General features: G+C 59.3%; 25 protein-coding genes. 17 read left to right on the plus strand and 8 right to left on the minus strand.

Annotated features, from left to right (window positions below; translation table 11 throughout):
• Positions 1-37: 37 nt before the first annotated feature.
• The 9 genes from cobO (at position 38) to cobT (ending at position 8,166) form a co-directional block, all read left to right on the plus strand.
• Entirely contained in the window at positions 38-607 is a 570-nt protein-coding gene (gene cobO / locus CLU84_RS07135; RefSeq protein ID WP_099736598.1) for a cob(I)yrinic acid a,c-diamide adenosyltransferase, read from the plus strand.
• Between the two features lie 156 nt (positions 608-763).
• Positions 764-1,492 carry a 5,6-dimethylbenzimidazole synthase gene (gene bluB / locus CLU84_RS07140; RefSeq protein WP_099736599.1) on the plus strand — a complete coding sequence of 243 codons (729 nt, stop codon included), beginning with the start codon at positions 764-766 and terminating at the stop codon, positions 1,490-1,492.
• A complete protein-coding gene (cbiB, locus tag CLU84_RS07145) occupies positions 1,489-2,571 on the plus strand; it encodes an adenosylcobinamide-phosphate synthase CbiB (RefSeq protein ID WP_099736600.1) in 1,083 nt (360 codons plus the stop codon). The genes bluB and cbiB overlap by 4 nt, the downstream gene beginning before the upstream one ends.
• Positions 2,564-3,622, plus strand: coding sequence for an aminotransferase class I/II-fold pyridoxal phosphate-dependent enzyme (locus CLU84_RS07150; protein ID WP_099736601.1), 1,059 nt, complete (start codon positions 2,564-2,566; stop codon positions 3,620-3,622). Before cbiB ends, CLU84_RS07150 begins: the two co-directional genes overlap by 8 nt.
• 37 nt (positions 3,623-3,659) lie before the next feature.
• Positions 3,660-4,445, plus strand: coding sequence for a HipA family kinase (locus tag CLU84_RS07155; RefSeq protein WP_099737910.1), 786 nt, complete (start codon positions 3,660-3,662; stop codon positions 4,443-4,445).
• A complete protein-coding gene (locus CLU84_RS07160; protein ID WP_099736602.1) occupies positions 4,432-4,833 on the plus strand; it encodes a DUF3037 domain-containing protein in 402 nt (133 codons plus the stop codon). Before CLU84_RS07155 ends, CLU84_RS07160 begins: the two co-directional genes overlap by 14 nt.
• A 4-nt stretch (positions 4,834-4,837) precedes the next feature.
• Positions 4,838-6,292: a cobyric acid synthase gene (locus CLU84_RS07165; RefSeq protein ID WP_099736603.1), complete on the plus strand. Its 1,455-nt coding sequence runs from the start codon at positions 4,838-4,840 to the stop codon at positions 6,290-6,292.
• Between the two features lie 18 nt (positions 6,293-6,310).
• Positions 6,311-6,853 (plus strand): hypothetical protein, encoded by a 543-nt coding sequence (locus CLU84_RS07170; RefSeq protein ID WP_233209949.1) that lies wholly within the window; start codon positions 6,311-6,313, stop codon positions 6,851-6,853.
• Positions 6,854-7,053: 200 nt separating this feature from the next.
• Positions 7,054-8,166, plus strand: a complete 1,113-nt coding sequence (gene cobT / locus CLU84_RS07175) for a nicotinate-nucleotide--dimethylbenzimidazole phosphoribosyltransferase (protein ID WP_099736605.1) — start codon at positions 7,054-7,056, stop codon at positions 8,164-8,166.
• A gap of 57 nt (positions 8,167-8,223) precedes the next feature.
• Here the strand turns inward: cobT and nth are convergent, their stop codons facing one another.
• From nth to CLU84_RS07190, 3 genes are all read right to left on the minus strand, one after another.
• Positions 8,224-8,880: an endonuclease III gene (gene nth, locus CLU84_RS07180; protein WP_099736606.1), complete on the minus strand. Its 657-nt coding sequence runs from the start codon at positions 8,878-8,880 to the stop codon at positions 8,224-8,226.
• A gap of 92 nt (positions 8,881-8,972) precedes the next feature.
• A complete protein-coding gene (locus tag CLU84_RS07185; RefSeq protein WP_099736607.1) occupies positions 8,973-10,664 on the minus strand; it encodes a ShlB/FhaC/HecB family hemolysin secretion/activation protein in 1,692 nt (563 codons plus the stop codon).
• Between the two features lie 295 nt (positions 10,665-10,959).
• The gene (locus CLU84_RS07190; protein WP_099736608.1) at positions 10,960-12,507 is read right to left on the minus strand and encodes a collagen-like triple helix repeat-containing protein; all 1,548 of its coding nucleotides are present in this window, start codon (positions 12,505-12,507) and stop codon (positions 10,960-10,962) included.
• Between the two features lie 296 nt (positions 12,508-12,803).
• Between CLU84_RS07190 and CLU84_RS07195 the strand changes: the two genes are divergently transcribed.
• Both CLU84_RS07195 and CLU84_RS07200 read left to right on the plus strand, forming a co-directional pair.
• Positions 12,804-14,000, plus strand: coding sequence for a PLP-dependent aminotransferase family protein (locus CLU84_RS07195; protein WP_099736609.1), 1,197 nt, complete (start codon positions 12,804-12,806; stop codon positions 13,998-14,000).
• The gene (locus CLU84_RS07200; RefSeq protein WP_099736610.1) at positions 13,997-14,230 is read left to right on the plus strand and encodes a SlyX family protein; all 234 of its coding nucleotides are present in this window, start codon (positions 13,997-13,999) and stop codon (positions 14,228-14,230) included. The genes CLU84_RS07195 and CLU84_RS07200 overlap by 4 nt, the downstream gene beginning before the upstream one ends.
• Before the next feature lie 118 nt (positions 14,231-14,348).
• On the opposite strand, the gene CLU84_RS07205 is transcribed toward CLU84_RS07200, so the two are convergent.
• Entirely contained in the window at positions 14,349-14,492 is a 144-nt protein-coding gene (locus tag CLU84_RS07205) for a DUF3149 domain-containing protein (RefSeq protein WP_199173703.1), read from the minus strand.
• A 245-nt stretch (positions 14,493-14,737) separates the two neighbouring features.
• Between CLU84_RS07205 and CLU84_RS07210 the strand changes: the two genes are divergently transcribed.
• Positions 14,738-15,232, plus strand: coding sequence for a DUF2721 domain-containing protein (locus tag CLU84_RS07210; RefSeq protein ID WP_099737912.1), 495 nt, complete (start codon positions 14,738-14,740; stop codon positions 15,230-15,232).
• Between the two features lie 46 nt (positions 15,233-15,278).
• Here the strand turns inward: CLU84_RS07210 and CLU84_RS07215 are convergent, their stop codons facing one another.
• On the minus strand, positions 15,279-16,199 hold the full coding sequence (locus CLU84_RS07215; protein ID WP_099736611.1) for an HTH-type transcriptional regulator ArgP: 921 nt from the start codon (positions 16,197-16,199) through the stop codon (positions 15,279-15,281).
• Between the two features lie 69 nt (positions 16,200-16,268).
• Between CLU84_RS07215 and CLU84_RS07220 the strand changes: the two genes are divergently transcribed.
• Complete coding sequence (locus tag CLU84_RS07220) at positions 16,269-16,916, plus strand: LysE/ArgO family amino acid transporter (protein WP_099736612.1); 648 nt, start codon at positions 16,269-16,271, stop codon at positions 16,914-16,916.
• Positions 16,917-16,948: 32 nt separating this feature from the next.
• On the opposite strand, the gene CLU84_RS07225 is transcribed toward CLU84_RS07220, so the two are convergent.
• Together CLU84_RS07225 and CLU84_RS07230 are read right to left on the minus strand one after the other, a co-directional pair.
• Entirely contained in the window at positions 16,949-17,251 is a 303-nt protein-coding gene (locus CLU84_RS07225; RefSeq protein WP_099737913.1) for a hypothetical protein, read from the minus strand.
• Between the two features lie 153 nt (positions 17,252-17,404).
• Entirely contained in the window at positions 17,405-17,872 is a 468-nt protein-coding gene (locus tag CLU84_RS07230) for an Lrp/AsnC family transcriptional regulator (RefSeq protein WP_099737914.1), read from the minus strand.
• An 88-nt stretch (positions 17,873-17,960) separates the two neighbouring features.
• Here CLU84_RS07230 and CLU84_RS07235 point away from each other — a divergent pair, with 88 nt between their 5' ends.
• The 4 genes from CLU84_RS07235 to CLU84_RS07250 all read left to right on the plus strand — a co-directional run bounded on the left by CLU84_RS07235 (position 17,961) and on the right by CLU84_RS07250 (position 24,235).
• Positions 17,961-18,860, plus strand: coding sequence for an EamA family transporter (locus tag CLU84_RS07235; protein WP_099736613.1), 900 nt, complete (start codon positions 17,961-17,963; stop codon positions 18,858-18,860).
• Positions 18,861-19,335: 475 nt separating this feature from the next.
• Positions 19,336-21,258, plus strand: a complete 1,923-nt coding sequence (locus CLU84_RS07240) for a PrkA family serine protein kinase (protein WP_099736614.1) — start codon at positions 19,336-19,338, stop codon at positions 21,256-21,258.
• A gap of 86 nt (positions 21,259-21,344) precedes the next feature.
• Positions 21,345-22,613, plus strand: coding sequence for a YeaH/YhbH family protein (locus tag CLU84_RS07245; RefSeq protein ID WP_099736615.1), 1,269 nt, complete (start codon positions 21,345-21,347; stop codon positions 22,611-22,613).
• Complete coding sequence (locus CLU84_RS07250) at positions 22,610-24,235, plus strand: SpoVR family protein (RefSeq protein ID WP_099736616.1); 1,626 nt, start codon at positions 22,610-22,612, stop codon at positions 24,233-24,235. Before CLU84_RS07245 ends, CLU84_RS07250 begins: the two co-directional genes overlap by 4 nt.
• Positions 24,236-24,382: 147 nt before the next feature.
• Here the strand turns inward: CLU84_RS07250 and CLU84_RS07255 are convergent, their stop codons facing one another.
• A complete protein-coding gene (locus CLU84_RS07255) occupies positions 24,383-25,168 on the minus strand; it encodes a MetQ/NlpA family ABC transporter substrate-binding protein (protein ID WP_099736617.1) in 786 nt (261 codons plus the stop codon).
• Between the last annotated feature and the right edge of the window lie 55 nt (positions 25,169-25,223).

Below are 25,223 nucleotides of genomic sequence, written 5' to 3' on the forward strand. Positions count from 1 at the left end.
TTACCCTTTAGCCCTTGATAGATAAGCGAGAGCAGCTATGCATATTGAAACGCCTCCCACCGAAAAGCCCTATGAAAAACCCGAGGGCGAGCGCCGCGGCCTGATCATCGTCAACACCGGCAACGGCAAGGGCAAAAGCACGGCAGCTTTTGGTCTGGCCTTTCGCGCCACGGGCCGGGGTAAGGCCGTCAAGGTCTATCAGTTCATGAAAGTGCCGACAGCCCGCTTTGGCGAGCACCGTCTGGCCGAGCAGGTGGGTCTGCCCATTGAAGGGCTGGGCGACGGCTTTAGCTGGAAGAGCAAGGACCTGGACCACTCCGCTCAGCTGGCGCGCGATGGCTGGGAAAAAGCCAAGGCTGATATTTTGTCGGGTGAGTTTTTCCTCGTCGTGCTGGACGAAATCACTTACCCGCTGATCTACGGCTGGCTGCCACTGCAAGACGTGCTGGACATGCTCAAGGCACGCCCCAAGGATGTGCATGTCTGCCTGACAGGTCGCCGCTGCCCGCAGGAGATCATCGACATGGCCGACACCGTCACCGAAATGACGATGATCAAACACGCGTTTCAGGCGGGAATTCCCGCTCAGCGAGGGATTGAAGACTAATCAGTCCCTGTGGCGCTGAGGGAGGGGAACCGCCCTCGCGGCGGGGCGGCCCTTGCCTGGCTGCCCTGACCTGGATCGCGCCCGTTTTGCCGTTTTTCGCTGCTTGCAGGCAGATACGAGGTATCCGCGCCTGTGCCAAAGGGACACAATTGCGCCATGTCTGAAGCACACCCATTACCCACCATCCCTGCCACGCCTTTTACCGAGGCTGAGCGTGCTGCCGTCTACCGCGCCATTTATGAGCGCCGCGACATGCGCCACTTTGCGGGCGGGCAGGTCGCGGATGACGTTTTGCTGCGCTTGCTGCGTGCGGCGCACCACGCACCTAGCGTGGGCTTCATGCAGCCCTGGCGCTTCATCCGCGTCAAGAGTCTGGACCTGCGCAAGCAAATCCACGCACTGGTCGAAGAAGAGCGCGTGCGCACCGCCCACGCCATGGGCGAGCGTGAAGAAGACTTCATGAAGCTCAAGGTGCAGGGCGTGCTGGATGCGGCCGAGGTGCTGGTCGTCGCCATGCCACCGGGGCGCGAGGCGCATATCTTTGGCCGCCGCACGTTGCCCGAAATGGACATTGCCAGCACCGCCTGCGCCATTCAAAACCTGTGGCTGGCTGCGCGTGCCGAAGGGCTGGGCATGGGCTGGGTGTCGATTTTTGACCCGCTGCAACTGGCAAAGCTGCTGCAAATGCCCGATGGAGCCCACCCGCTGGGTGTGCTGTGTCTGGGCCCTGTCGATGCGTATTACGCCGCGCCCATGCTGCAGCAAGAAAAATGGGCCTGTCGTGCGCCACTCGAAGACATGCTGATGGACGATGTATGGGATACCACGCGCGTCGTTCCGAATAACGCTGCGGCGACTGCGACCAAGGGTAAAACGGGCACATGACGGCAATGACCTGGGCTGAGCTGATCGGTCTTCCCCTCAGCCCCGTGGTGTGGTTGTACCAAACCTTCACTTCCAGCGATCAGGCCGCGTGGCATTGGGCGGGGAATGTGCAGGCCGCTTTGCTGGCGGTGCTGGTCGCCTTGCTGATGGACAGACTTTGGGGCGAGCCGCCGGTCTGGCTGCACCCCGTGGTTCTGATGGGCAAGCTGCTGGGCTGGGCCGGGCAGGCCATTGCGCCACGCCACGAGGTGAACAATGACTTTGGACGTTTTTGCCTTGCAGCGCTTGCGTGGTGCGCGCTGGCTGCTCTGTTTTTTATAGTTTATTGGCTGGCCCAGTTCCTGCTGGGTTTTGCGCCTTGGTGGGTGTGGGGGCTGGCGGTGGGCGTGCTGCTCAAGCCCCTGCTGTCCTGGCGCATGCTCAAAGATGAAGTGCTGGCAGTAGAAGCGGCCTTGCAGCAATCGCTGCCCGCTGGGCGTGAGCGCTTGTCCTGGCTGGTGAGCCGCGACACCGCGCAGCTCGATGCTGCCACCGTGCGCGAAAGCGCGATTGAGACGCTGGCCGAGAATTTGAGTGATTCGGTGATCGCCCCGCTGTTCTGGTTTGCCGTGGCTGGTTTGCCCGGTGCAGCCGTCTATCGGCTGGCCAATACCGCAGACGCCATGTGGGGCTACCCCAGCTGGCGCGGCCAGGGGGACAAACGCCGCCACTGGCAATGGGCTGGCAAATGGGCGGCGCGGGCGGACGATGTGCTTAACTGGATTCCGGCGCGTATCACCGCATTCTGGTTGGCGCTGGTGGCGGGCGGCGTGTCGTGGAGCGGCTTGCGGCGCGATGCGCGCGTGACGCCATCGCCCAACGGCGGCTGGCCCATGAGTGCCATGGCGCTGGCGCTGGGTGTGCATCTTTCCAAGCCCGGTGTGTATCAGCTCAACCCGCAGGGTCGGGGACCGGAGTCTGAGGACTTGCATAAGTCCGTAAAATTAGCGTCTAAAGTGATTGCAGCGCAGGTACTGCTTGCGCTGATAGCTATGATTTTTATTGCGCTCTGGATGTGGAAGTTGGTTGGGAATGTTTGATATGAATGTGGCTGCCATGCATGGCGGCACCGATGCGCTGGGCGTGCCTGCGCATGATTTTTCGACCAATCGCAATGCCTGCGGGCCCTGCCCGATGGCGGTCAAGGCGCTGCAGGCTGCCCATGTGGCGCAGTACCCTGATCCCCATTACACGCAGTTGCTGGCACAACTGGCCGCCTTTCATGGCGTAGCGGTAGAGCGCATCGTCATTGGTGGCAGCAGCAGCGAGCTGATTCACCGCATCACCCTGCATGCCGTTCGCAGTGGTGCCAAGAACGTCTTTTTTCCGCCGCACCACTATGGCGACTACCTGCAGGCTGCCCGCGTCTGGCGGCTGGCGCTGTGTCGCCGCGCTGAAGTGAGCACGCTGCCTGCGCTGAGCTGGGCCTGTGAGCCATCCAGTCCGCTGGGCGTGCAAGAGGATATCTGGCCAGCGTGGAGCAAGGCACCGTCGCCGCAGGAGTGGCGCGGGCTGGACTGCGCCTATCGCCCGCTGTGGCTGGAGGGTGAGGCACCACAGCGATCGCTTGATGGCGTCTGGCAGCTGTGGACGCCGAATAAAGCGCTGGGCATGACAGGCATACGAGCTGCCTATGCGATTGCGCCTGTGCATGCGGCTGCCGCTGAACTCAAAGCCTTGCGTGACCTGGCTGCATCGTGGGTGGTGGGCTCGCATGGTGTGGCCATGCTGCAGGCCTGGGTCAGCGATGAGGTGCAGCAATGGCTGGCCCAAAGCCTGGTGACCTTGCGTCGCTGGAAGGCGCAGCAACTGGCGCTGTGTGCCAAGCTGGGCTGGCAGGTGGTGGCAGGCCATCAGGCCAACTACTTTGTGGTGCGCTTGCCTCTGGACGATATTGCTGCGCCACTGGCTGCAATGCGTGCCCAGGGCGTCAAGCTGCGGGACTGTGCCAGTTTTGGCCTGCCCGGCCATGCACGGCTGGGCGTGCTGCCCCCAGTGTCGCAGGCCGCACTGGAGCGGGCGTGGCTGAGTATTCAGGGCTCCTTGAAGAACGCACCCAATGACCTTGCAACGCCGACCCCGCATGCCTGAGACGCTACCATTTCCCATGGACACTGAAACCCTCAAGCTGCGCTCTGTGCTGGTGGAGCGCTACGTCACGCCGCTGCGTGAAGGCGGCTCCATGCCCGCGATTGTCGAGGCCGACGACCTGGGCACCTATGTGCTCAAGTTCCGCGGGGCCGGGCAGGGCGTGCGGGCACTGATGGCCGAAATCATTTCTGGCGGCATGGCACGTGCGCTGGGCCTGCCCGTGCCAGAAATCGTGCTGACGCAGCTGAACGGTGATTTGTCTCGTACAGAGTCCGATCCTGAAATTCAAGACCTGATTCGCGCCAGCGACGGGCTGAACGTGGGCTTGGACTATCTGCCCGGCGCCATCAACTTTGACCCGGCTGTCGATGTGGTGGACAGCGACTTTGCCTCGCGTCTGGTGTGGTTTGACACCCTGGTCAGCAATGTGGACCGCACGGCGCGCAACACCAATATGCTGATGTGCAAAAAGCAGCCTTGGCTGATTGACCATGGCGCAAGCCTGACGTTTCACCATGCGTGGAATGGCACAGTGGCCGACCCGGCCAAGCCTTTCGGCCCCAGCTCTGAGCATGTGCTGCTGCCGCTGGCCAGCCATATCGCTGAGGTGGATGCTGAACTGGCTGCGCGGCTGACGCCCGAGGTGCTGACCGCCATTTTGGCGGAGGTGCCTGACTGCTTTCTGGAGCAGGCCGTCGCAGACAAAGACGGCGATGTCTTGAGCGGTGTGCAGGCCCACCGCGCAGCCTATGTGAATTATTTTGTGGCCCGCCTTGCGGAGCGTGGCCGTTGGTTGCAAGGAGTGATCGATGCCCGCGCATGAGGTGTACGACTACGCAGTCGTGCGGGTAATGCCGCGCGTGGAGCGTGAAGAATTTGTGAATGCGGGCGTGATCATCTCCTGCCAGCGCACCGGTCATCTGCAGGCTGCCATTGCCCTGGATGAGGCACGCCTGCTGGCGCTGGATCCGAATGTGGACATGGAAGCCGTGCACCGCCACCTGGGAGCGATTGTGGCCATCTGCGAAGGTGCTGCCCATGGCGGCCCCATCGCCCAGTTGCCCATGCGTGCGCGCTACCACTGGCTGACGGCCAAGCGCAGCAGCATCATCCAGACATCGCCCTCGCACATGGGGCTGTGCATGCAGCCCGGCGAGGCACTGGCCCGCATCATGCAACGCATGGTGCTGCCCATCCAATCTGAAACTTAAAGACATGACAGCACGTTGCATCATGGTGCTGGGCACCAGCAGTGGCGCAGGCAAAAGCTGGGTGGCCACGGCGCTGTGCGCCTACTACCGCAGCCAGGGCCTGAAGGTCGCGCCGTTCAAGGCGCAGAACATGAGCAATAACGCCCGTGTCGTCTCCACGTCCGACGGTCAATGGGGCGAGATCGGCACAGCCCAGTACCTGCAGGCCCTGGCCGCAGGCGCGGTGCCCGATGTGCGTATGAACCCCTTGCTGCTCAAGCCTGAGGCGGATACGCGCAGCCAGGTCGTGCTTTTTGGTCAGGTCAACGACGAGCTGAGTGCCATGCCATGGCGTGGCCGCAGCCTGAAAGTGTGGCCGCAGATTGCTCAGGCGCTGGACGAGCTGTGTGCCGAGAACGATGTGGTGGTGATCGAAGGCGCAGGTTCGCCCGCCGAGATCAATCTGCACGCCAGCGATGTGGTGAACATGCGCGTGGCCAAGCATTGCAACGCGCACTGCCTGCTGGTGTCTGATATTGACCGGGGCGGCGCTTTTGCCCACCTGTATGGCACCTGGGCGCTGCTGCCTGAAGACGAGCAAAAGCTGATCAAAGGCTTTGTGCTCAACAAGTTTCGTGGCGATGCATCGCTGCTGGCGCCTGCGCCGCAGATGCTTGAAGAGAAAACCGGCATCCCCACCGTGGCGTGCATCCCCATGCAGTTCGCCCACGGCCTGCCGGAAGAAGATGGCGTGTTCGACGACCGTGGCAGCACGGGTGCAGGGCAGGCCATTCACACCACCATCGCCATCATTGCCTACCCGCGCATCAGCAATCTGGACGAATTTCAGCCGCTGATGCAGGTGCCCGGCGTGCGCGTGGTCTGGGCGCGCTCACCCGCGCAGATTGCCGATGCCGACTGGGTCATCCTGCCCGGCAGCAAGGCCACAGCGGCTGACTTGGCGTGGATGCGCACGCAAGGGCTGGATGCGGCAATCGTGGCCCATGCCAGCGAAGGCCGGCGCGTGCTGGGCATTTGTGGCGGCCTGCAAATGCTGGGCGAGGCGCTGATTGATCTGCATGGCGTGGATGGCAACGCCGCAGGTCTGGGCTTGCTGCCGCTGGCAACGCTGTTTGCGCAAGAAAAGACGGTGCAACCCACCACACTGACCTTGCCCGTGCTGCAAGCGCCGTGGAATGGACTGAGCAGCGTGCAGGCGCGGGGCTATGAAATCCACCACGGTCAGACCGAGCTGCGTGCGGATATGCAGGCTGGCGCTGAGCAGCCCGCGCAAGAGCTATTGCCTGGCATGTTGTGGCAAGGCAGCAACCCGGCGGTGGTTGGCACCTATCTGCATGGGCTGTTTGAAAACGCCGAGGTGATTCACGCCTTGTTTGGTCACGATGCACCCAGTCTGGAGCAAGTTTTTGCGCGGCTGGCGCAGGGCGTAGGCCAATGGTTTGAGGCCGGATCTCTGTAGCGAATAGGCGCAATGTGCATGGGTTTGTGGGATTTATCCTGCAAGCCTATGTGCGCTAAACCGATTATCCGTAACCCTGAGTGCGTGCAAGCTGATAAAGCTATTCACTGTTCAGGAATGGAGTTACCTATGACTTTTTTCAAGGTTCGTACCCTTCAAGTGGCCTTGGGCGCTGCCGTTTTGTCGCTGGCGGGTCTGGCCAGCGCTCAGATGGACCAAGCCAAACCGGCTACAGATTCGGCTGCAGCAGCAATGCAGGCTCCAAAGCCTGCTATGAAAAAGCACAATCACCATAAAGGCCACCACAAGCATCATCACAAATATGGTGACAACTCTTCGCGTGAAGCTGCTGCTGCCAATGCAGAGATGAAAAAAGGTCAGCTCGGCGATGGCCAGGGTGTTAATCAGTATGAGCGCAATGCTGTGGCGCGCTGTCAGGTGTTCAAGACCGATGTGGATCGTCTGGCCTGCGTAGAGCGCGTGAAAGCGGGTGCGGTCAGTGGCTCCGTCAAGGACGGCGGCATCTTGCGTGAAGTGACGGTCGAGGAAGTGATTCGCTGATAGCCAGTCAATGAATGCTGGTGATTGCATATGCAACAAAGGCCCTTCGGGGCCTTTTTTCTTGGGAAAAGTGTGGGATGCCCGTGCTTGCTCTTGAAGGAGCCGCGAAAGCGCGATACTTGCGGGCTTGAATAACGTGCTGTCTGCATCCCGGTGGCGGATGGCACAGGGCTTTGATGCACCGGGGATGACTGCTATGCATGAGTTCCGCTCAATTCTCTGATTCCTCCCTGTCTACCCTCTGGTCCTGCCCGCAGGTTGCCGATATTCACGACGCAGCGCTGGCCGAGCGTGTTCAGCACAAGCTCGACTTCAAGACCAAGCCGCAAGGATCGCTGGGCATGCTGGAGCAGCAGGCGCTGCGCATCGCCAGCATTGTGGGCAATGAGTCGCCACAGCTGTTGGCCCCGCAGATGGTGGTGTTCGCCGCCGATCATGGTCTGGCGGCGCAGGGCGTGTCGGCCTATCCCGTCGATGTGACCTGGCAGATGGTGGAGAACTTTCTGTCAGGCGGCGCAGCCGTGAGCGTGCTTTCGCGCCAGAACGGAGTGGCGCTCAATGTGGTGGACTGCGGTGTGGCCCGCGACTTTGAAGTGCGCGAGCAAGACCCGGAGCACAAATTGCCCAAGGCCGATGAGCCGCGCCTGTGGCGGCGCAAAGTGGCCTATGGCACGGCTGACTGCAGCCAAGGCCCGGCCATGACAGAGCTGCAATGCGCCATGGCTTTGCGCAATGGCACTGAGCTGGTCAAAAAACTGCCCGGCAATGCATTGCTGCTGGGTGAGATGGGCATTGCCAATACCTCCAGCGCATCGCTTTTGTTAGCGCGCTTGTGCGGCGAATCGATTGAGACGGTGACGGGCGTGGGCACGGGCCTCTCCAGCGAGGGATTGCTGCGCAAGATTGCCGTGCTCAAGCAGGTACTGGACTTTCATGCGGGTGTGCAGGAGCCTTTGGCTGTGCTGGCGGCCATGGGTGGGCTGGAAATTGCCACCATGACTGGCGCCGTGCTGCAGGCCGCCGCTGAGCGCCGCGTGATTGTGGTGGATGGCTTTATCACCACCGCCGCCGTGCTGGTGGCCAGTCGTCTGCAACCCCATGTGCTGCAGCGCTGTGTGTATGCCCATCGCTCGGGCGAGCCGGGCCACACCCGCATGCTGGCCCATTTGCAGGCCCAGCCCATGCTGGACTGGCAACTGCGCTTGGGTGAGGGTTCAGGCGCGGCGCTGGCTTGGCCGCTGCTGATGTCGGCCTGCACCATGCTTAATGAAATGGCCAGCTTTGAGTCGGCTGGCGTCAGTACCAAGAGCTGACTGGTACTTTAAAAAGAATAGCTGCTAGCGCTTTATCTGTAAGCGCTATCGGCATTTTTAGCTATTTTTTCCTGCCGTGGGTGCAGGCGTCTTGGGTGAGAAGTCGCAGTAGGGCGATGCCACACATTCCCAGCAGCGCGGCTTGCGGGCCTGGCAGACGTAGCGGCCTAGCAAAATCAGCCAGTGGTGCGAGTCGACGGCGTAGTCGTCGGGCACGCGCTTGAGCAACTGCTTTTCTACTTCCAGCGGGTTCTTGCCGGGTGCCAGCCCTGTGCGGTTGCTCACGCGAAAGATATGCGTGTCCACCGCCATGGTGGGCTGGCCAAAGGCCACGTTGAGCACCACATTGGCCGTCTTGCGGCCCACGCCGGGCAGAGCTTCCAGCGCTTCGCGGTTGTCCGGAACCTTGCTGTCATGCAACTCGACCAGCATGCGGCAGGTTTCCATCAAGTGCTTGGCCTTGCTGCGGTACAGGCCGATGGTCTTGATATAGCTCTCAAGCCCTTCCAGCCCTAGATCCAAAATAGCCTGCGGTGTGTTGGCAACGGGAAAGAGCTTGCGCGTGGCTTTATTCACGCCCACATCGGTGGCCTGTGCGGAGAGCAGCACGGCAGTCAGCAGTTCAAACACCGTGGTGTATTCCAGCTCGGTTTGCGGCGTGGGGTTGGCGGCCTTGAGCACGGCAAAAAACGGCTCGATATCGCTTTTTTTCATGGCGCTATTGTGGCTTGCCGTGGGCGGAGCTTGAAAAAGAAAAGCCGCTGCGGCGGGCAGCGGCCTGGCTTGAATGCATCTTGCAGAGCGGCTTACGGGTCGAGGTTGTAGCTCAGCACCAGGCTGTAGCGCAGCTTGCGGCTGGGGTTGTTAATGGAGCTGTCGCCCTGCGGCTTGCTCATGGCGACATCCAGGGCGTAATAACGGTTGTCGGACACCCGCAGCCCCAGGCTGACCGAGCGCAGCGTGTTGCCGCTGATGCCACTGGTTTGCTGGTGCGTGCGAGCCCATTCATAAAGCAGGTATGGCTCGGCAGATTTGATCCAGGGCTGGTTGATGGGGAGCTGGTAGTTCAGCTCGGCACTGGCACCCAGGCCCGAATCACCCGAGAACTCACCGGCCTGATAGCCACGGCCAAAGCGGGTGGAGCCGAAGGAGATTTTTTCAGGGATTGGAAGTACATCAGCGCTGTATTGGCCGCCGACTGCAAAGGCTGCTCCCATCTTGTTGGCAAAGCGGTGGCGCTGGGCGTAGTCAGCGCTCACGCGGGTGAAGTCCAGCTTGGCGGGGTTGGTGACTTGGTAAATCTGGCTGCCGACGAGCAGGTCGGTATTTTTATAGGCTCCCATGCTGTCCAGCCCGTGGGCCAGCAATATGGATGCCGAGCGTGTCATGCTCTTCCCAAAAGATGCCCAGGCCATTTGTGCATAGAGCGTGCGAACCTTTTCCTCTCGCAGCAGCGATGCCTGGCTGTCGGCTAGCTCGCGGCTGTAGTTGATGGCATACAGACCTGCGGTGGTGCTCAGCTGAGTGGTGTTGCTCAATATCCAGGGGTGGCTGATATTGAAGTCGAGCTTGCGCTGCTGTGTCAGATCATCAATGCCCGGAATTCGTGTGGCCGGCGGATTGAAGCTGCGATAGTCGGAATAGCTGACGCGTGCCTGAGTCCCTTGGGGCGTCAATTGCTGGGTAAAGCCAATGGAGCCGAACCGCTCCTTGTCGGGGTTTTGCAGCATGGCCGAAGCCTGAAGCTGGCTGCCAGCCCACAAAGGGTCATTGAGAGTGACCGATGCGATAAGGCGTGGGGTAGGTTTGCGCGCCTCGCCGCCGATGGTGACGGCTATGGGTTTGTGCTTGGACTTGATGATCAGAGGCACGGCTCCATCCGTGGTGGAGGGTAGGCTTGCCGAGGCGGTGATCTGCACGCCTGGCAGGCGCGCCATCAACTGGGTCTGGTGCTGAAAGGTCTTGGTCGTCAGTGGCCGCTCATTGAGCAGGGGCTGGGCGAGTTCACGAATCAACTCTTCGGAGCGGCCAAAGTTGCCTTCCAGATTCAGGCTTTGCACAAAGCCTTCCACCACCATCACCTGCACTGCGCCGTTGGCGAAGTCTTGCGGTGGCAGGTAGGCGAAGGACAGCGCATAGCCGTGGCGCTGATAGAGCTCACTGACTTTCTGGGTAGCCGTGTTCAGCTCGCCCACCGTATGTGTGCCGTTGATGAAGGGCGTGAAAAGCGCGCTGACCTCTTCAAACGGGATGGCGGTGCTGCCCTGAACATTCACTCCGCGTACAGCGACCTGAACGCTGGTGATGTCTTGCGGACTGGGCTGAGGCTTTTCAAGCTGTACTTGTACCGGCTTGGGTGCAGCCTGCAGATGCTTTGCGGATTCTGGGGTCTGGGGCAGGCTGTTGAGTGGGTTGCCGCTCAGCTGTGCCGAGGCCAGAGGTGCCCACGCGACAAAGGCGAAAGCCGGAATTAAGTGGCCGAGATGGCGCGGCTTCATTGTTCTTGAGTGCAAAAGTCCCTCCTGTTCTTTTTCTGGATCTGCCAACGCTGCCTTTGATGCGTTGCTGCTTGGCTTGGTCGTACTGTTGTACTGCTGCGGCTTCGCACCTCGTATCAAGTCTCGTATCAAGTGCAAACCTCTGGTTTGCACGGGCGTGCTGGTAGTTTTAATGGTGTTTATTGTTCCCTGCATACCTGAAATTGGGTATGAGGGTTGTCGTTAAAAAACCCGCCGAAAGGCGGGCTTGATTCAGAAAGCGAAGTGGTGAAGCGCTGACACCACCATCGGTTTTTTACTTGTTGCTGGCGACAGCGCCACCGCCCAGGCCTAGGGCCAGATTGCCGCCGAGCAGACCACCCAGCAGGCCGCCCGATCCTGCCGCAGCGGCTCCGCCTGCTACACCGGCGCTGGTACCGCCAGCCGCATTCGTGACGCCGCCAAGGACGCCACCGACCAGACCTGTGACGCCACTCACTACGCCGCCGACCAAGTTGCCTGCACCCGCGACGGGCCCACCAGGGCTACCGTTGGCACCACCAGTGACTCCTCCCGCGACACCGCCCACCACCCCGGTGACTGTGCCCAGTACCCCGCCTACCAGGTTGCCAGCGCCGGCGATAGGGCCTCCGGCCCCGCCATGCGTGCCACCGCCCACTCCACCGGTGACTCCGCCGACCACGCCAGTGACTGTACCAAGCAGTCCTCCGACAGGGTTGCCTGATCCGCCGGTGCCTCCTGTGACGTTGCCAAGCACACCGCCCAGCAGGCCGCCGTTGGCTGTGGAGCCGTTTGGCGTGCCTGACACGACGCCTCCCAGACTTGCCACTGTCTGGCCGACACCTGAAACAACACCGCCCAGAGGCATCACCACGGGAACGCCTGTACTGGCGACGCTAGCCCCTACATGGTTGACTACGCCCCCCACGGTGCCAAGCAAGCTGTTCACAGGCTGGGCAAGGCCGGTGGTCTGAACCAGATTCTGCGTGGTTCCAATAAGAGTGCTCAGCACGGGTGTCGCGACCTGGCTGACTTGAGAGGTCAGACCCGAGACCAGTTGGCTGTTGGTCAGGTTGGCCACCGTACCCTCGACGCCGGAGACGGTTACACCCAGAACCTGTACGGCGCCGCCTGCCAGACCTGCGACATCACCGACCAAACCGAGTTGAGGCTTGTCCAGTGCGCTGACGGTCTTGCCTGCTGAGCCGACGGCGGCGCCGAGAAAGCCCACTGCTGGAGCCACGCCTTTCAAGGTGTCTCCGATGGGGTTGGTCGTTTTGCCGATCTGACCAAGACCTGCGCTCACGCCGCCGTTCACGCTGTTGAGCGCGTTGTTGACGTTGCCAAGGATGCCGCTGGCAGGCTGTGCAATGCCGCTCAGCGGTGTGCCGTTGGTGGCGGTGCCCAGGGCAGAAGTCACGATGGTGTTGACGTCACTGATGACTCCCGTGGTGCCGGAGACAGCGCCAGTCACATCAGCCACTGTGTCACGAACCGGGGCGAGAGGGCCGCCAGCGACGGGAGGATTGACTGTTCCACCGCCGCCGTTGTTTCCACCACCTGTGCCTGTGCCTCCGCCGGTACCGCCACCTGTGCCTCCACCAGTCCCGCCACCAGTCCCGCCACCTGTGCCTCCGCCGGTACCACCACCTGTGCCTCCACCGGCGACGACGTCGCCGCCACCGGTGCCATCAGGGCTAAGGTCGCTGCGCAGCGAGCCACTGGAGCTGCAGGCCGCCAGGCTGGCAACCAATGCCACTGCGCACAGGCTGCGCAGGGCTGTTGGGGTCTTGCCAGTGATCGAGGCATACAAGGCCTTACTGGTAAAGGTAGTGGTACGCATAAATCCTCCATCTCGAAAAAATTAAAAAGTCCGTTGACTCTGCAACTCGTTGGCCGGTAGGCGTATGTTCTTTGCAGTGCTCGGGCACTGTCCAATTCAAAGTTTGAGACACCAAGTTATGCATAATTAACATTTACTATCAATATTCAATTATTGGTAGGATGTTGATTACTAAGCACTAGGAATACCTCCTACAAAAAGCCACTTCTCCCCTCTGAAGCGTTTGCCGCGCCACAATGGGTGCCTGCCGCTCAAGCAGCGACGTTATTTCTTCAGCGCTTTAACCAAAAAACCGTATGCAATTTGCCAAACGACTCGATAACGTAGAAACCTCTGCGATCCGTGAACTGTTCAAGCTGCTGGGCAAGCCCGGCATCATCAGTTTTGCGGGCGGTTTTCCGGATAGCGCCATGTTTGATGTGGCGGGCATCAGCGCCGCTTCGGCCAAGGCGCTGCAGGAAGAAGCGGGCGCTGCGTTGCAGTACGGTGCGACTGAGGGCTACCAGCCGCTGCGTGAGCAGTTGTCTGCATTCATGACCAGCAAGGGCGTGGCGGATGTGGCCCCTGAGCAGCTCATCGTCACCACCGGCAGCCAGCAGGCGCTGGACTTGCTGGGCAAGACCATGCTGGATGAGGGTGACAAGGTCATCGTTGAAGGCCCGACCTTTCTGGCCACTATTCAGTGTTTTCGCCTCTATGGCGCAGAAGTGATCTCTGCCCCTGTGGACGAGCATGGCGTCAAGACCGATGAGCTGGAAGCGCTGATTGCCGAGCACAAGCCCAAGCTGGTCTATTTGATCCCTACCTTTGGCAACCCCAGCGGTGCCATGCTGAGCCTTGAGCGCCGCAAAAAGGTGCTGGAGCTGGCCGTCAAGTACCAGACTCTGGTGGTGGAAGACGACCCCTATGGCGATCTGTACTTTGACAAAGCGCCTCCCGCTAGCCTGATATCGCTGAGCCGCGAAGTGCCCGGAAGCCGTGAATTGCTAGCCCATTGCGGCTCACTTTCCAAGGTGCTCAGCCCCGGTCTGCGCATTGGCTGGCTGATTGCCCATCCAGAGCTGCTGGCCCGCGCCGTCATGTGCAAGCAGTTCAGTGATGCCCACACCAGCACCTTTGCGCAGGCCACAGCCGCCCAATACCTCAAGAGTGGTGTCATGCCCAAGACCCTGGCCCATGTGCGCGAGGTTTATGCCAAGCGGGCCAAGGCCATGGGCGATGCGTTGTGCGAGCAACTGGGTGATGCCGTCTCGTTTGTTCAGCCCGAGGGCGGTTTGTTCATGTGGGTGCGACTGACAGGCGCGCGCGGTCAACTGGCCGATGCCGGCGTGCTGGCCAAGAAGGCGATTGCCGAAGGCGTGGCCTTTGTGCCGGGCGCACCATTCTTTGCGCAGAATGCCGATAACGCCACCTTCCGCCTCTCGTTTGCCACAGCAGATGAAGACAAAATTCTTGAGGGCGTTGCCCGCCTGGCCAAGGCGCTGAAGGCATGAGCGACGTCAACGAAGCCATGCAAGCAGCGATGCAAGAGCGAATCATGGAGCTGGAGATCAAGGCCAGCTATTCCGAAGATTTGCTGGAGCAGCTCAATATGACGATCTATCGTCAGCAGCAGCAAATTGATGCGCTGATCAACGAGGTGCGCGAGCTCAAGCGTCAGGCACCAGAAGGCGGCGCAGGCCCCTCGCACAACCTGCGCGATGAGTTGCCCCCGCACTATTGAGTCGCGAGAGGAGTAGCGAGAGCTTCAAGCAAAAAGGCCAGATCAATGATCTGGCCTTTTTTATGCCTTATCGCCGATAACCGCAGGCAGGTATTGCGTGAAAAGCTATGAAATTTGATTATTCAAGCGCTTCAGCAGCAATGGTTTTCATCTTCCCCATAAAGAGCCGGATGAAGAAAACCGCCATGACGAGGATCAGCACAATCACGGCAAGGCTCATCAGCCCATAGTCGGTGGAAAATAGGTCGATCATCAGCTTCATGCGGCCCTCCTGAATGGATGCGTTAAACGTTGTAGGGACTATGGCGGCTATGCGTGCTGGCGGCTTTGTGCTGGGTCAAAGTGGCGGCACCAGCGGGCTGCGCCAGGTCAAAGAGGGCGCTTCAGGCGCTTGGATGTGATCGCCGGATCGTGTAATTTATTGCGGCGAAAGTCAAAGCAATGCTGACTTTTAGCGTGGAAAATAGCGTCATCAAGCTTTTTTCATGCCCTGATTTTGAGGACGCCATGAGCATCTGGTCCATCGACGCCCAGACCGTTACCCACAGCATTCAGCTTGCTGTGGCGCCGGTATTCTTTTTGACCGCCGTGGCCGGCATGATCGGCTCTGTTGCAGGGCGGCTGGCCCGCATCATTGACCGCGCGCGCAAGCTCGAAGAGAGCTTGCGCACTGCTACCGATCATGAGCTGATTGCCCGCAGCCTGACCGAGCTGCATTACCTGCGCGAGCGCGGCCGACTGGCCAATGTGTCTATTGCGCTGCTGACTATGTGCGGCATGTGCATTGGGCTGACCATTGTGTTGCTGTTTGTGGGTCAGGCTTATGGCTTCAGCGGCCAAAGCTATGCCGTGCTCAGCTTTTTGCTGGGCGTGCTGGCGTTTGTGCTGGCGCTGTGCTGTTTCCTGTGGGAAACCATCATGGCCACCCGTATTCTGGACTTTCACGTGCTCAGTCAGGCCAAGGCTGCGGCCCGTAAGGTGACCGGCGATCAGAAGTCCTGATTTGCGTAGAAAAGGCCTCTAGCGCTCATCAGGCAAGCGCAGGCTGCTATTGTTTTAGAGAATTCTTCACCGGCTCCAGGTAAGTCGCAGCTGCCTGAATCACGCAGTCCGTCAGCCGCTGAAGACTGTTCTGGGCGCTGCGGGTATGGCACCAGTACATGGGAATATAGAGGTCGTTGCCGGGCAGCAGCTCGACCAGACTGCCATCGGCCAGCTGTGCTTCAATAAGTGCAGCGGGGTGTATGCCCCAGCCCATGCCCAGCTGGCAGGCGCGCGTATAGCCCTGGTTGGAGGGTAGAAAGTGGCGGGCACTGTTGCGCCGCCCATCAACGCCCACACTATGCAACCACTGGTCTTGCAGGCTGTCTTTGCGGTCGTAGCACATGATAGGTGTGCGGGCTATCTCTTGGGGTGTGATGCTGCCTTGCAGGTGCTCGCGCACAAAGCCTGGGCTGGCTACCGCGATATAGCGCATGCTGCCCAGCGGCCAGGTGTTGCAGCCGGTGATAGGGGCAGCCGTCGCGGTCACGGCGGCCATGACTTCGCCTTCCTTGAGACGCTTGGCCGTGTGGTCCTGATCATCAATGCTGATGTCCAGCAGCTCGTTGCCGTTCTGCGTGAAGGCAGCCATGGCATCCATGAACCAGGTGGAGAGCGAATCGGCATTCACCGCCAGCTTGATGGAGGGCAGAGATGCCTGCCCTTCGGGAATCAGTGCCGGGTTTTTGCGGCGCAAATCGTTTTCAAGCAAAGCCACCTGCTCCACATGCAGGCACAGGCGTCGTCCCGCCTCGGTGCCTGTGCAGGGCTGGCCGCGCAGTACCAGTGCCTGACCCACGCGCTCTTCCAGCAGCTTGATGCGCTGAGAAACAGCCGATGGCGAGATGTGCAGCTTGTGCGCAGCCCGCTCAAAGCTGCCTTCGCGCACCACGGCTGACAAGGCTTCCAATCCGGCGTAATCAAGCATTAGATATTCTTAATATGGCTGAAGAAATGTAATTTTACTTAATTGATGGTGCTATCGATAATTCGCGCCATGTTTGCTGCCAATTTCTCATCATCATGGCTGGCCGGGTTCACCGTTCTGGCCTCGCTCATCATCTCCATCGGGGCCCAGAATCTCTATGTGCTGCGCCAGGCAGTGCAGGGCGAGCATGTACGCGCCTGCGTGGCATGGTGTGTGACCAGCGATGTTCTGCTGGTTGTGCTGGGTGTGGCTGGCATGTCGCAAATGCTGCAAAGCTACCCTGAGCTGTCGCGTTACCTCACGCTGGGCGGGGCAGCATTTTTGCTGCTGTATGGCCTGTTTGCGCTGTGGCGCATGTATGCCGCGCCAGATGTGAATTTGCAAAGCCCGTCAGGCAAGGCAGAGTCGCGTAGCCTGAGAAATGTGCTGGCCGTGCTGGTCGCGTTGACCTTGCTCAACCCGCATGTCTACCTTGATACGGTGCTGCTCGCAGGCTCCATCGGCGCACGCCAGGAAGGGGTGGACCGATGGTCCTACGTGCTGGGTGCGGCCTGCGCCAGCTTGAGCTGGTTTGTGATGCTGGCCTTTGCGGGCCGCCGCATGAAGCATTTGTTTGCGAACCCCAAGGCCTGGCGCATCATGGATGGGGTGACGGCTTTGATGATGCTGAGCCTGGCGTGGTGGGTGGCAGGCAGCGCTCTGGCGATGCAAGTCTGATAGCGCCGTTTAAAGGCTCTACAGCTCAAATTTCAGGCCGGCTGTTCCCACAGACCCACGGCTTCAATCAGGTTCCAGCTGTTGCACTCGATGCGGTACAGCGCAGTCGTGCCTTTTTTCTGGCTCAGTCCTTCAATCACCACAATGTGCTTGTCGTGGCGCTGGGCTTCAGATAGGGGGCGAATCTTGTCGTAGCTGTGCTTTTCAGCAATATCTCCGCGAAACGAAATCGTCACCTGCTCGCGCCGGGGAAAGTAATCCTTGGCGTATTTGTCCAGCGTGCGGTCTGCAACCAGAGTCGCCATTTCAGGCGATGTCGCGGTAGAGGTATTCATCGTTTCTCCTTGGGCATGGGCTTTCAGGGACAGCTCGCAGGCAGCGAGTCTGTTGCTGATGATTGTTGCATTTTGTTTCATAAACTGCCAGTGCTCATGCGGAGGCTGTTGCGTAGCAGTGTTTTGCATCAAACCTGCTCAATCGCCGGGTGCTCATATGGGTAGCTGCAATCCTGTTTTGATGCGCTCCAGCGCAATGGAGGTGCTGAAGCGACGAATGTTTTCGTCGCCCTCAAACAGCCGCTTGCAGATGGCTTGATAGTCATCCATATCGGTTGCCGTCACAACGAGGATGTAGTCGGTCTCGCCTGTCACATAAAAGCATTGCTGCACAGCCGCTTCGTGGGCAATACGCGCCCTGAAGTCGCGCGACAGATCGGGTCTGTCGTTGACCAGTTGCACGGTGATGATGGCAGTCAGCGTGCGGCCAGTCTTGATGGGTTCCAGCACGGCAACGTTGGCGGCAATTACGCCCGTCTCTTGCAGGCGCTTGATGCGCCGCTGCACGGCGGGTGCCGACAGGCTGATGTGCTCGGCAATCATGCGCTGGGGCATGAGGTTATCTTGCTGCAGCAGGGCCAGAATGGCGCGGTCAAAAGAGTCGAGGTCGGCAGCGGGCATGGCGTTGGTCGAGATGAGAGTGAAACTTGCAAATTGCAGTGGCAAAACGAGCGAATTTCGCGAGGGCTATGCAATATCGTACGCACCTATGTCAAAAAACAGCTGGAATCATTGGTGGCCTGTGCTGGCCGTGTTGGGCTCGGTCACCGCGCTAGGCTTGGGTACGTCGCTGGCAAAGCAGCTGTTTCCTGTCATTGGCGCGCAGGGCACCTCGGCGCTGCGCGTAGGTTTTGCGGCGCTGATGCTGGTGTGCATCTGGCGGCCATGGCGCTGGCCGCTGAACCGCCAGCAAGCCAAGTCTCTGCTGGCTTTTGGCGTGGCGCTGGGCTGCATGAATCTTCTGTTCTACATGGCGCTGCGCGATATTCCGTTTGGCATAGCGGTGGCCATAGAGTTCTCCGGCCCGCTGGCCGTCGCCATTTACTACTCGCGCCGAGCGGTTGATTTTGTCTGGCTGGCGCTGGCGATTGTGGGCCTGGCATTGATTCTGCCCCTGGGTGGCAAGACCGCTGGCCTGAACCTGTCTCCCGTGGGTATCGCCTGCGCTTTGGGGGCTGCGGTGTGCTGGGCGCTTTACATTGTGCTGGGCCGTCGTCTGGGCAGCATCCCCAGTGGGCAGGCCGTATCGCTGGGCCTGCTGTGCGCAGCATTGGTCGTGGTGCCGTTTGGTGTGGCGGAGGCCGGTACCAAGCTGCTCACACCATCCATCTTGCTTTTTGGGTTGATGGTGGCTGCCATCTCAAGCGCCTTGCCTTACACGCTGGAGATGCTGGCCTTGCGCCGCTTGCCTCCAGCAACTTTTGGCATTGCACTTGCGACTGAGCCCGCCATTGCCGCATTCATGGGCATGCTGCTACTTAGCGAAAATTTGACACTCACGCAGTGGTCTGCCATCGGTTGCATCATGGCCGCTGCCATGGGTAGCGCGATGACGCGCCCGGCCAGCAAAACGCCTGAGCCTGACGTCGTTGCTATCACTTCAAATTGAATGAAAGCCGAGTGAGCGCGCTATGAAAAGAGATGCTGCAAGCGCTTGCTAACCAAGGCTTTGCATAAATTTTCATAGTGAAAAACCCTCATTACTTGCGCTGAAAGCTCATTTTTCAGTAGCTGCAATGATTCAAAAGGCTTCCTTGGCAGCGTTTTTCCTGGGCGTCAAAAGCGACTTGAGAAGCTTGCTTTTAGATGTCCTTTGACGCATCAAATTTGTGAAGTCTGACGCGCAGATAGGGTGCAAAAAGGCAGTAGCCGGCAGACGTTTTTTGCACGCAATTCAGACGCATTTCTTGAGCGATTTTTGCGCTATCCGCTTTGCGGTATTTGCTGTCGTGGGGACTGCGTATTTGTAGGATTCTTGGTCTGTTCAAAACCGTAGCGAGGTGCTACAACGAGATCACACGGTAACGAATGCCTTGCAACTCAGCGGCACTAATTCGAGCCCTGGTGTCGCCACGGGAGGTCATATGGATGTCATCAGCAATTCCGCAGCACGCTATGTCCGCATGCGTGAAGAAGAAATGTCTCTGGATGAGTATCTGGCTCTTTGCCAGCGCGATCCGATGGCTTATGCAAGCGCTGCGCAACGCATGTTGATGGTCATCGGCGAGCCCGAGATGGTAGACACTCGCAACGATCCACTACTGTCCCGCCTGTTTGCCAACAAGGTCATCCGCCGCTACCCCGCGTTCTCAGAGTTCTACGGCATGGAAGACGCCATCGAGCAGGTGGTCAGCTTCTTCCGTCACGCCGCGCAAGGTCTGGAAGAGCGCAAGCAAATTCTCTATCTGCTGGGCCCGGTCGGCGGCGGTAAAAGCTCGATTGCAGAGCGCCTCAAATACCTGATGCAAAAAGGGCCGTTTTTCGCGCTCAAGGGCTCGCCTGTGAACGAGTCGCCACTGGGCCTGTTTGACATGGTGGAAGACGGGCCGGTGCTGGAAGAAGAATTCGGCATCCCCCGGCGCAGCCTGCAGCATGTGCTCTCTCCCTGGGCGGTCAAGCGACTCGAAGAGTTTGGCGGCGATATTCGCCAGTTCCGCGTCGTCAAGCGCTACCCCAGCATCCTCAAGCAGATCGGCATTGCCAAAACCGAGCCGGGCGATGAGAACAATCAGGACATCTCAAGTCTTGTGGGCAAGGTCGATATTCGCAAGCTTGAAAATTTCTCGCAGGACGATACCGACGCCTACAGCTACTCGGGCGGCCTGTGCCTGGCTAACCAAGGCTTGCTGGAGTTTGTGGAAATGTTCAAAGCCCCCATCAAGGTGCTGCACCCTTTGCTGACGGCCACGCAGGAAGGCAATTACAAAGGCACAGAAGGTTTTGGCGCGATTCCGTTTGATGGCGTGGTTCTGGCGCACAGCAATGAAAGCGAGTGGAAGGCCTTTCGCAACAACAAGAACAACGAAGCGTTTCTTGACCGTATCTACATAGTCAAGGTGCCTTATTGCCTGCGCGTGAGCGAAGAGGTCAGGATCTACGAAAAGCTGATTCGTGAGTCGTCGCTGGCCAATGCGATCTGCGCGCCCGGCACGCTCAAGATGATGGCGCAGTTCTCCGTGCTCACGCGGCTGAAGGAGCCTGAGAATTCCAGCATTTTCAGCAAGATGCAGGTTTATGACGGCGACAGCTTGAAGGACACCGACCCGCGCGCCAAGAGCTATCAGGAATACCGCGATTACGCCGGGGTGGATGAGGGCATGGAAGGCATCTCCACGCGCTTTGCCTTCAAGATTCTGGCCAAGGTCTTCAACTACGACAGCACAGAAGTCGCGGCCAACCCCGTACACCTGATGTATGTGCTGGAGCGGCAGATTGAGCGCGAGCAGTTCTCTGCCGAGCTGGAGACCAAATACATAGGCTTCATCAAGGAGTTTCTGTCTCAGCGCTATGCCGAATTTATTGGCAAAGAAATCCAGACCGCGTATCTGGAGAGCTACAGCGAGTACGGCCAGAATATTTTTGACCGCTACGTCACCTACGCTGATTACTGGATTCAGGACAGCGAATACCGCGACACGGATACCGGTGAGGTGTTTGACCGCAGCGCGCTCAATGCGGAACTGGAGAAGGTGGAAAAGCCCGCTGGCATCGCCAACCCCAAGGACTTCCGCAACGAGATCGTCAACTTCGTGCTGCGGGCGCGTGCCAACAATCAAGGCAAGAACCCGAGCTGGACCAGCTACGAAAAGCTGCGTGTGGTGATCGAGAAAAAAATGTTCTCCAACACCGAGGAGCTGCTGCCCGTCATCAGCTTCAACGCCAAGGCCAGCGCTGAAGATGCGCGCAAGCATGAAGACTTTGTCACTCGCATGGAAGCCAAGGGCTACACGCCCAAGCAGGTGCGCCTGCTGTGCGAGTGGTATCTGCGCGTACGCAAGAGCAGCTGACATAGGTGCCGGTGGCCCGTGGACGCTTGTTGCCCCACGGCCGCCGGCAAAAGGGTTGAGTTCAGCCCCTGAAGATGGGAGCATAGATGGCACTGCATATCATCGACCGCAGGCTCGCAGGCAAGAACAAATCGGTGGGCAACCGCGAGCGTTTTGTGCGGCGTTTCAAGGAGCAGATCGCGGAGGCGGTGCGTAAAGCCGTGTCCTCACGTGACATCCGTCATATCGATCAGGCGGAAAACATCACCATCCCTAAAAAAGATATCAAGGAGCCTGTTTTCCACCACGGTCAGGGTGGTGTCCGGGATGTAGTGCTGCCTGGTAACCGCGAGCATGTGCGCGGCGACCGTATTGCGCGGCCGCCCAGTGGCGAGGGCGGCTCTGGCTCGCAGGCCAGCGATAGCGGTGAGGGCCAGGACGATTTCACTTTCACCCTGACCAAGGAAGAGTTCATGGAACTCTTTTTTGAAGACTTGGCCCTGCCGCGCCTGTTGCGCAACCACATCGGCAACACCCTTCAATACAAGTCGCGCCGCGCTGGCTACAGCCATGACGGAACGCCCAGCAATCTGGCTTTGGTGCGCACCATGCGCGGTGCCCTGGGGCGGCGCATTGCCTTGACCAAGGCCCCGCATCGTGAAATCAAGGCGCTGGAGGCAGAGCTGGAAGCCCTGCTTGATCAGGACGATGGCACCAGCGAGGCCGTGGCCGAGTTGCAGCAGCGTATTGATGCCCTGCGTGAGCGGGTGAGCAAGGTGCCGTTTCTGGAGCAGCTTGATCTGCGCTTTCGCAACCGCACCAAGGTGCCGGTGCCTAATAGCCAGGCCGTGATGTTTTGCGTGATGGATGTGTCTGGATCCATGGATCAGGAGCGCAAAGAACTGTCAAAACGCTTCTTCATTCTGCTGTACCTGTTTCTCACGCGGCATTACGAGAAAATTGAAATCGTCTTTATCCGTCACCACACTAAGGCGGCCGAGGTGAGTGAAGAAGAGTTTTTTCACTCCACCGAAAGCGGCGGCACGGTGGTCAGCAGCGCGCTGGTGTTGCTTGACCAGATCATCAAGGCTCGCTACCCGGTTAACGACTGGAACATCTACGTGGCGCAAGCCAGCGATGGTGACAACTTCAGCGATGACGGCGGCAACTGCCGCACCATTCTGGCCGACAAAATCTTGCCGCAAGTGCGCTACTTTGCGTACCTGCAAGTGGTGCGGGACGAGCAAAGTTTGTGGGAAGAATACAGCCGCCTGCTGCCGCTGTTCCCGCATTTCGCCATGCGCAAGGTTTCTGAAGCCAGTGAGATCTACCCAGTGTTTCGTGATCTTTTCAAGAAGGATGGGGTATCGGTATGAACCTCACTCTCTACCCGGCACTGGACCCCAGTGCCAGCAGAAAAGCCTGGAATCAGGCCACTCAGGGTGAGCGGCCGCGCGATGTGCCGCAGGCTCCGTTGATGGCGGCGAAGCGCCCGGCCAGTCCGCTGCCTGACCCAAGCGACTGGACGTTTGAGCTGATTGAGCAATACCACGCAGCCATTGCAGCGGCAGCCCAGCGTTATGGGCTGGACACGTATCCCAACCAGCTGGAGATCATCACGGCCGAGCAGATGATGGATGCCTATGCCAGCGTGGGTATGCCCGTCAACTACCGGCACTGGAGCTATGGCAAGGAGTTTCTGGCAACAGAGCGCCGCTATCGCCGCGGCAATATGGGCCTAGCATACGAGATCGTCATCAACGCCAACCCCTGCATCAGCTATTTGATGGAGGAAAACAGTACGGCCATGCAGGCGCTGGTGATTGCGCATGCAGCCTACGGACACAACAGCTTTTTCAAGAACAACTACCTGTTTCGCATGTGGTCTGACGCGGGCAGCATCATCGATTACCTGGTCTATGCACGCGACTACGTAAGCCAGTGCGAGGAACGTTACGGGCTGGATACCGTCGAGCAGTTGCTCGACTCTTGCCACGCCCTGTCCAACTTCGGGGTGGACCGCTATTGCCGCCCCTCTAACAAAAGTCTCGCCCGCGAACGCGCCGAGCGCGAGGAGCGCGAGGCCTATGTGCAGCAGCAAGTCAACGTGCTGTGGCGGACCCTGCCGACGCGCAAAGACAAGGACAGTGCGGCCCAGAACAATGAGCGCTTCCCCAAGGAGCCCGAGGAAAATATTCTCTACTTCATCGAGAAGAATGCTCCATTGCTCGAACCCTGGCAGCGCGAGATTTTGCGCATCGTGCGCAAGATTGCACAGTACTTTTACCCGCAGCGCCAGACCCAGGTGATGAATGAGGGCTGGGCCACTTTCTGGCACTACACCTTGCTCAACACCCTGTATGACGAGGGCTGGCTGACCGATGGTGTGATGATTGAATGGCTGTCATCGCACACCAATGTGATCTATCAGCCGCCAGCCGGGCACAGAGCCTTTAGCGGCATCAACCCCTATGCGCTGGGCTTTGCGATGTACCGCGACATTCGGCGCATCTGCGAAAACCCGACGGAGGAAGACCGCCGCTGGTTCCCCGATCTGGCGGGGACGCCCTGGCTGCCTGCGCTGCACCACGCCATGCGCAATTACAAGGATGAAAGCTTTGTCGGCCAGTTTCTGAGCCCGCATCTGATGCGCGAGATGCGCATGTTTTCCCTGCACGACGACCCTGATGAGCGTGAAGTGCTGGTCAGTGCCATCCATGATGAAGACGGCTACCGGCAACTGCGCCAGCTGCTGTCACAGCAATACGATCTGGGTACGCGCGAGCCCAATATTCAGGTCTGGAACGTAAACCTGCGCGGCGACCGCTGCCTGACGCTGCGCCACACCCAGTACCAAGGGCGGCCGCTTGCGGACGATACGCAGGAAGTGCTGAAACACGTGGCCCGCCTGTGGGGCTTTGGCGTGCAGCTGGAAAGCGTCAACGGTGATGGCGAGACGGCCGTGTTGCTGCACTCGGTGCCCGGTCCGTCGGCCTGAAATTTCAAGCGAAAAGTGCTTGTGGCGCTTATGTATAAATCGATAGAAGCTATCAAATAAAGAGCTATTCGCCAGAAAGCAAAAAGCGCTGCATCTGCAGCGCTTTTTGATGGGGCATGCGCATTAGTAGCGCACAAGAGGCATCAATCAGAAGGCAGGAACGACCGCACCCTTGTACTTTTCCTGAATGAACTTCTTGGTGTCAGCAGAGTGCAGAACGCTCATCAGCTTGGCGATGTCAGCACCGCCTGCGCGATCCTTACGGGCTACCACGATGTTGGTGTAGGGCGAATCAGCACCTTCGATGAACAGCGCATCCTTGGTGGGGTTCAGCTTGGCTTCGATGGCATAGTTGGTGTTGATCAGAGCCAGGTCGACGTCAGCCAGTGAGCGGGGCAGCAGAGGGGCTTCCAGTTCCTTGAACTTCAGCTTCTTGGGGTTCTTGACGATTTCCAGCGGGGTAGGCGTCAGGCTCTTTGGGTCCTTGAGCTCGATCAGGCCATGCTTGGCCAGCAAAATCAGAGCGCGGCCGCCGTTGGAGGGGTCGTTGGGGATGGCGACTGTTGCGCCATTCTTCAGATCCTTGATGTTCTTGATCTTGCTGGAGTAGGCGCCAAAGGGCTCCACATGTACCTTGCCATTGGGTACGGCCACCAGCGAGGTCTTGCGGTCTTTGTTGTAGGTATCCAGATAGGGCTGGTGCTGGAAGAAGTTGGCGTCCAGCTGCTTGTCTTCCACGGCGGCGTTGGGCTGCACGTAGTCGCTGAACTCCTTGATTTCCAGATCAATGCCCTGAGCCTTCAGTGCGGGCTTGATGTGGTTCAGGATTTCTGCGTGAGGCACTGCCGTGGCACCGATCTTGAGCACATCAGCGGCCTGAGCCGACAGTGCCAGAGTGGCAATAGCGATAGCAGAGAGAGCTTTCTTCAACATGGGTTCAGACCTTCTTCAGCAAGTTGCAACAAATCCCTTGGCCTTTTGCAGGCCG

Origin of the sequence: Comamonas sp. 26, assembly GCF_002754475.1 — a bacterium.
GTDB lineage: Bacteria > Pseudomonadota > Gammaproteobacteria > Burkholderiales > Burkholderiaceae_C > Comamonas.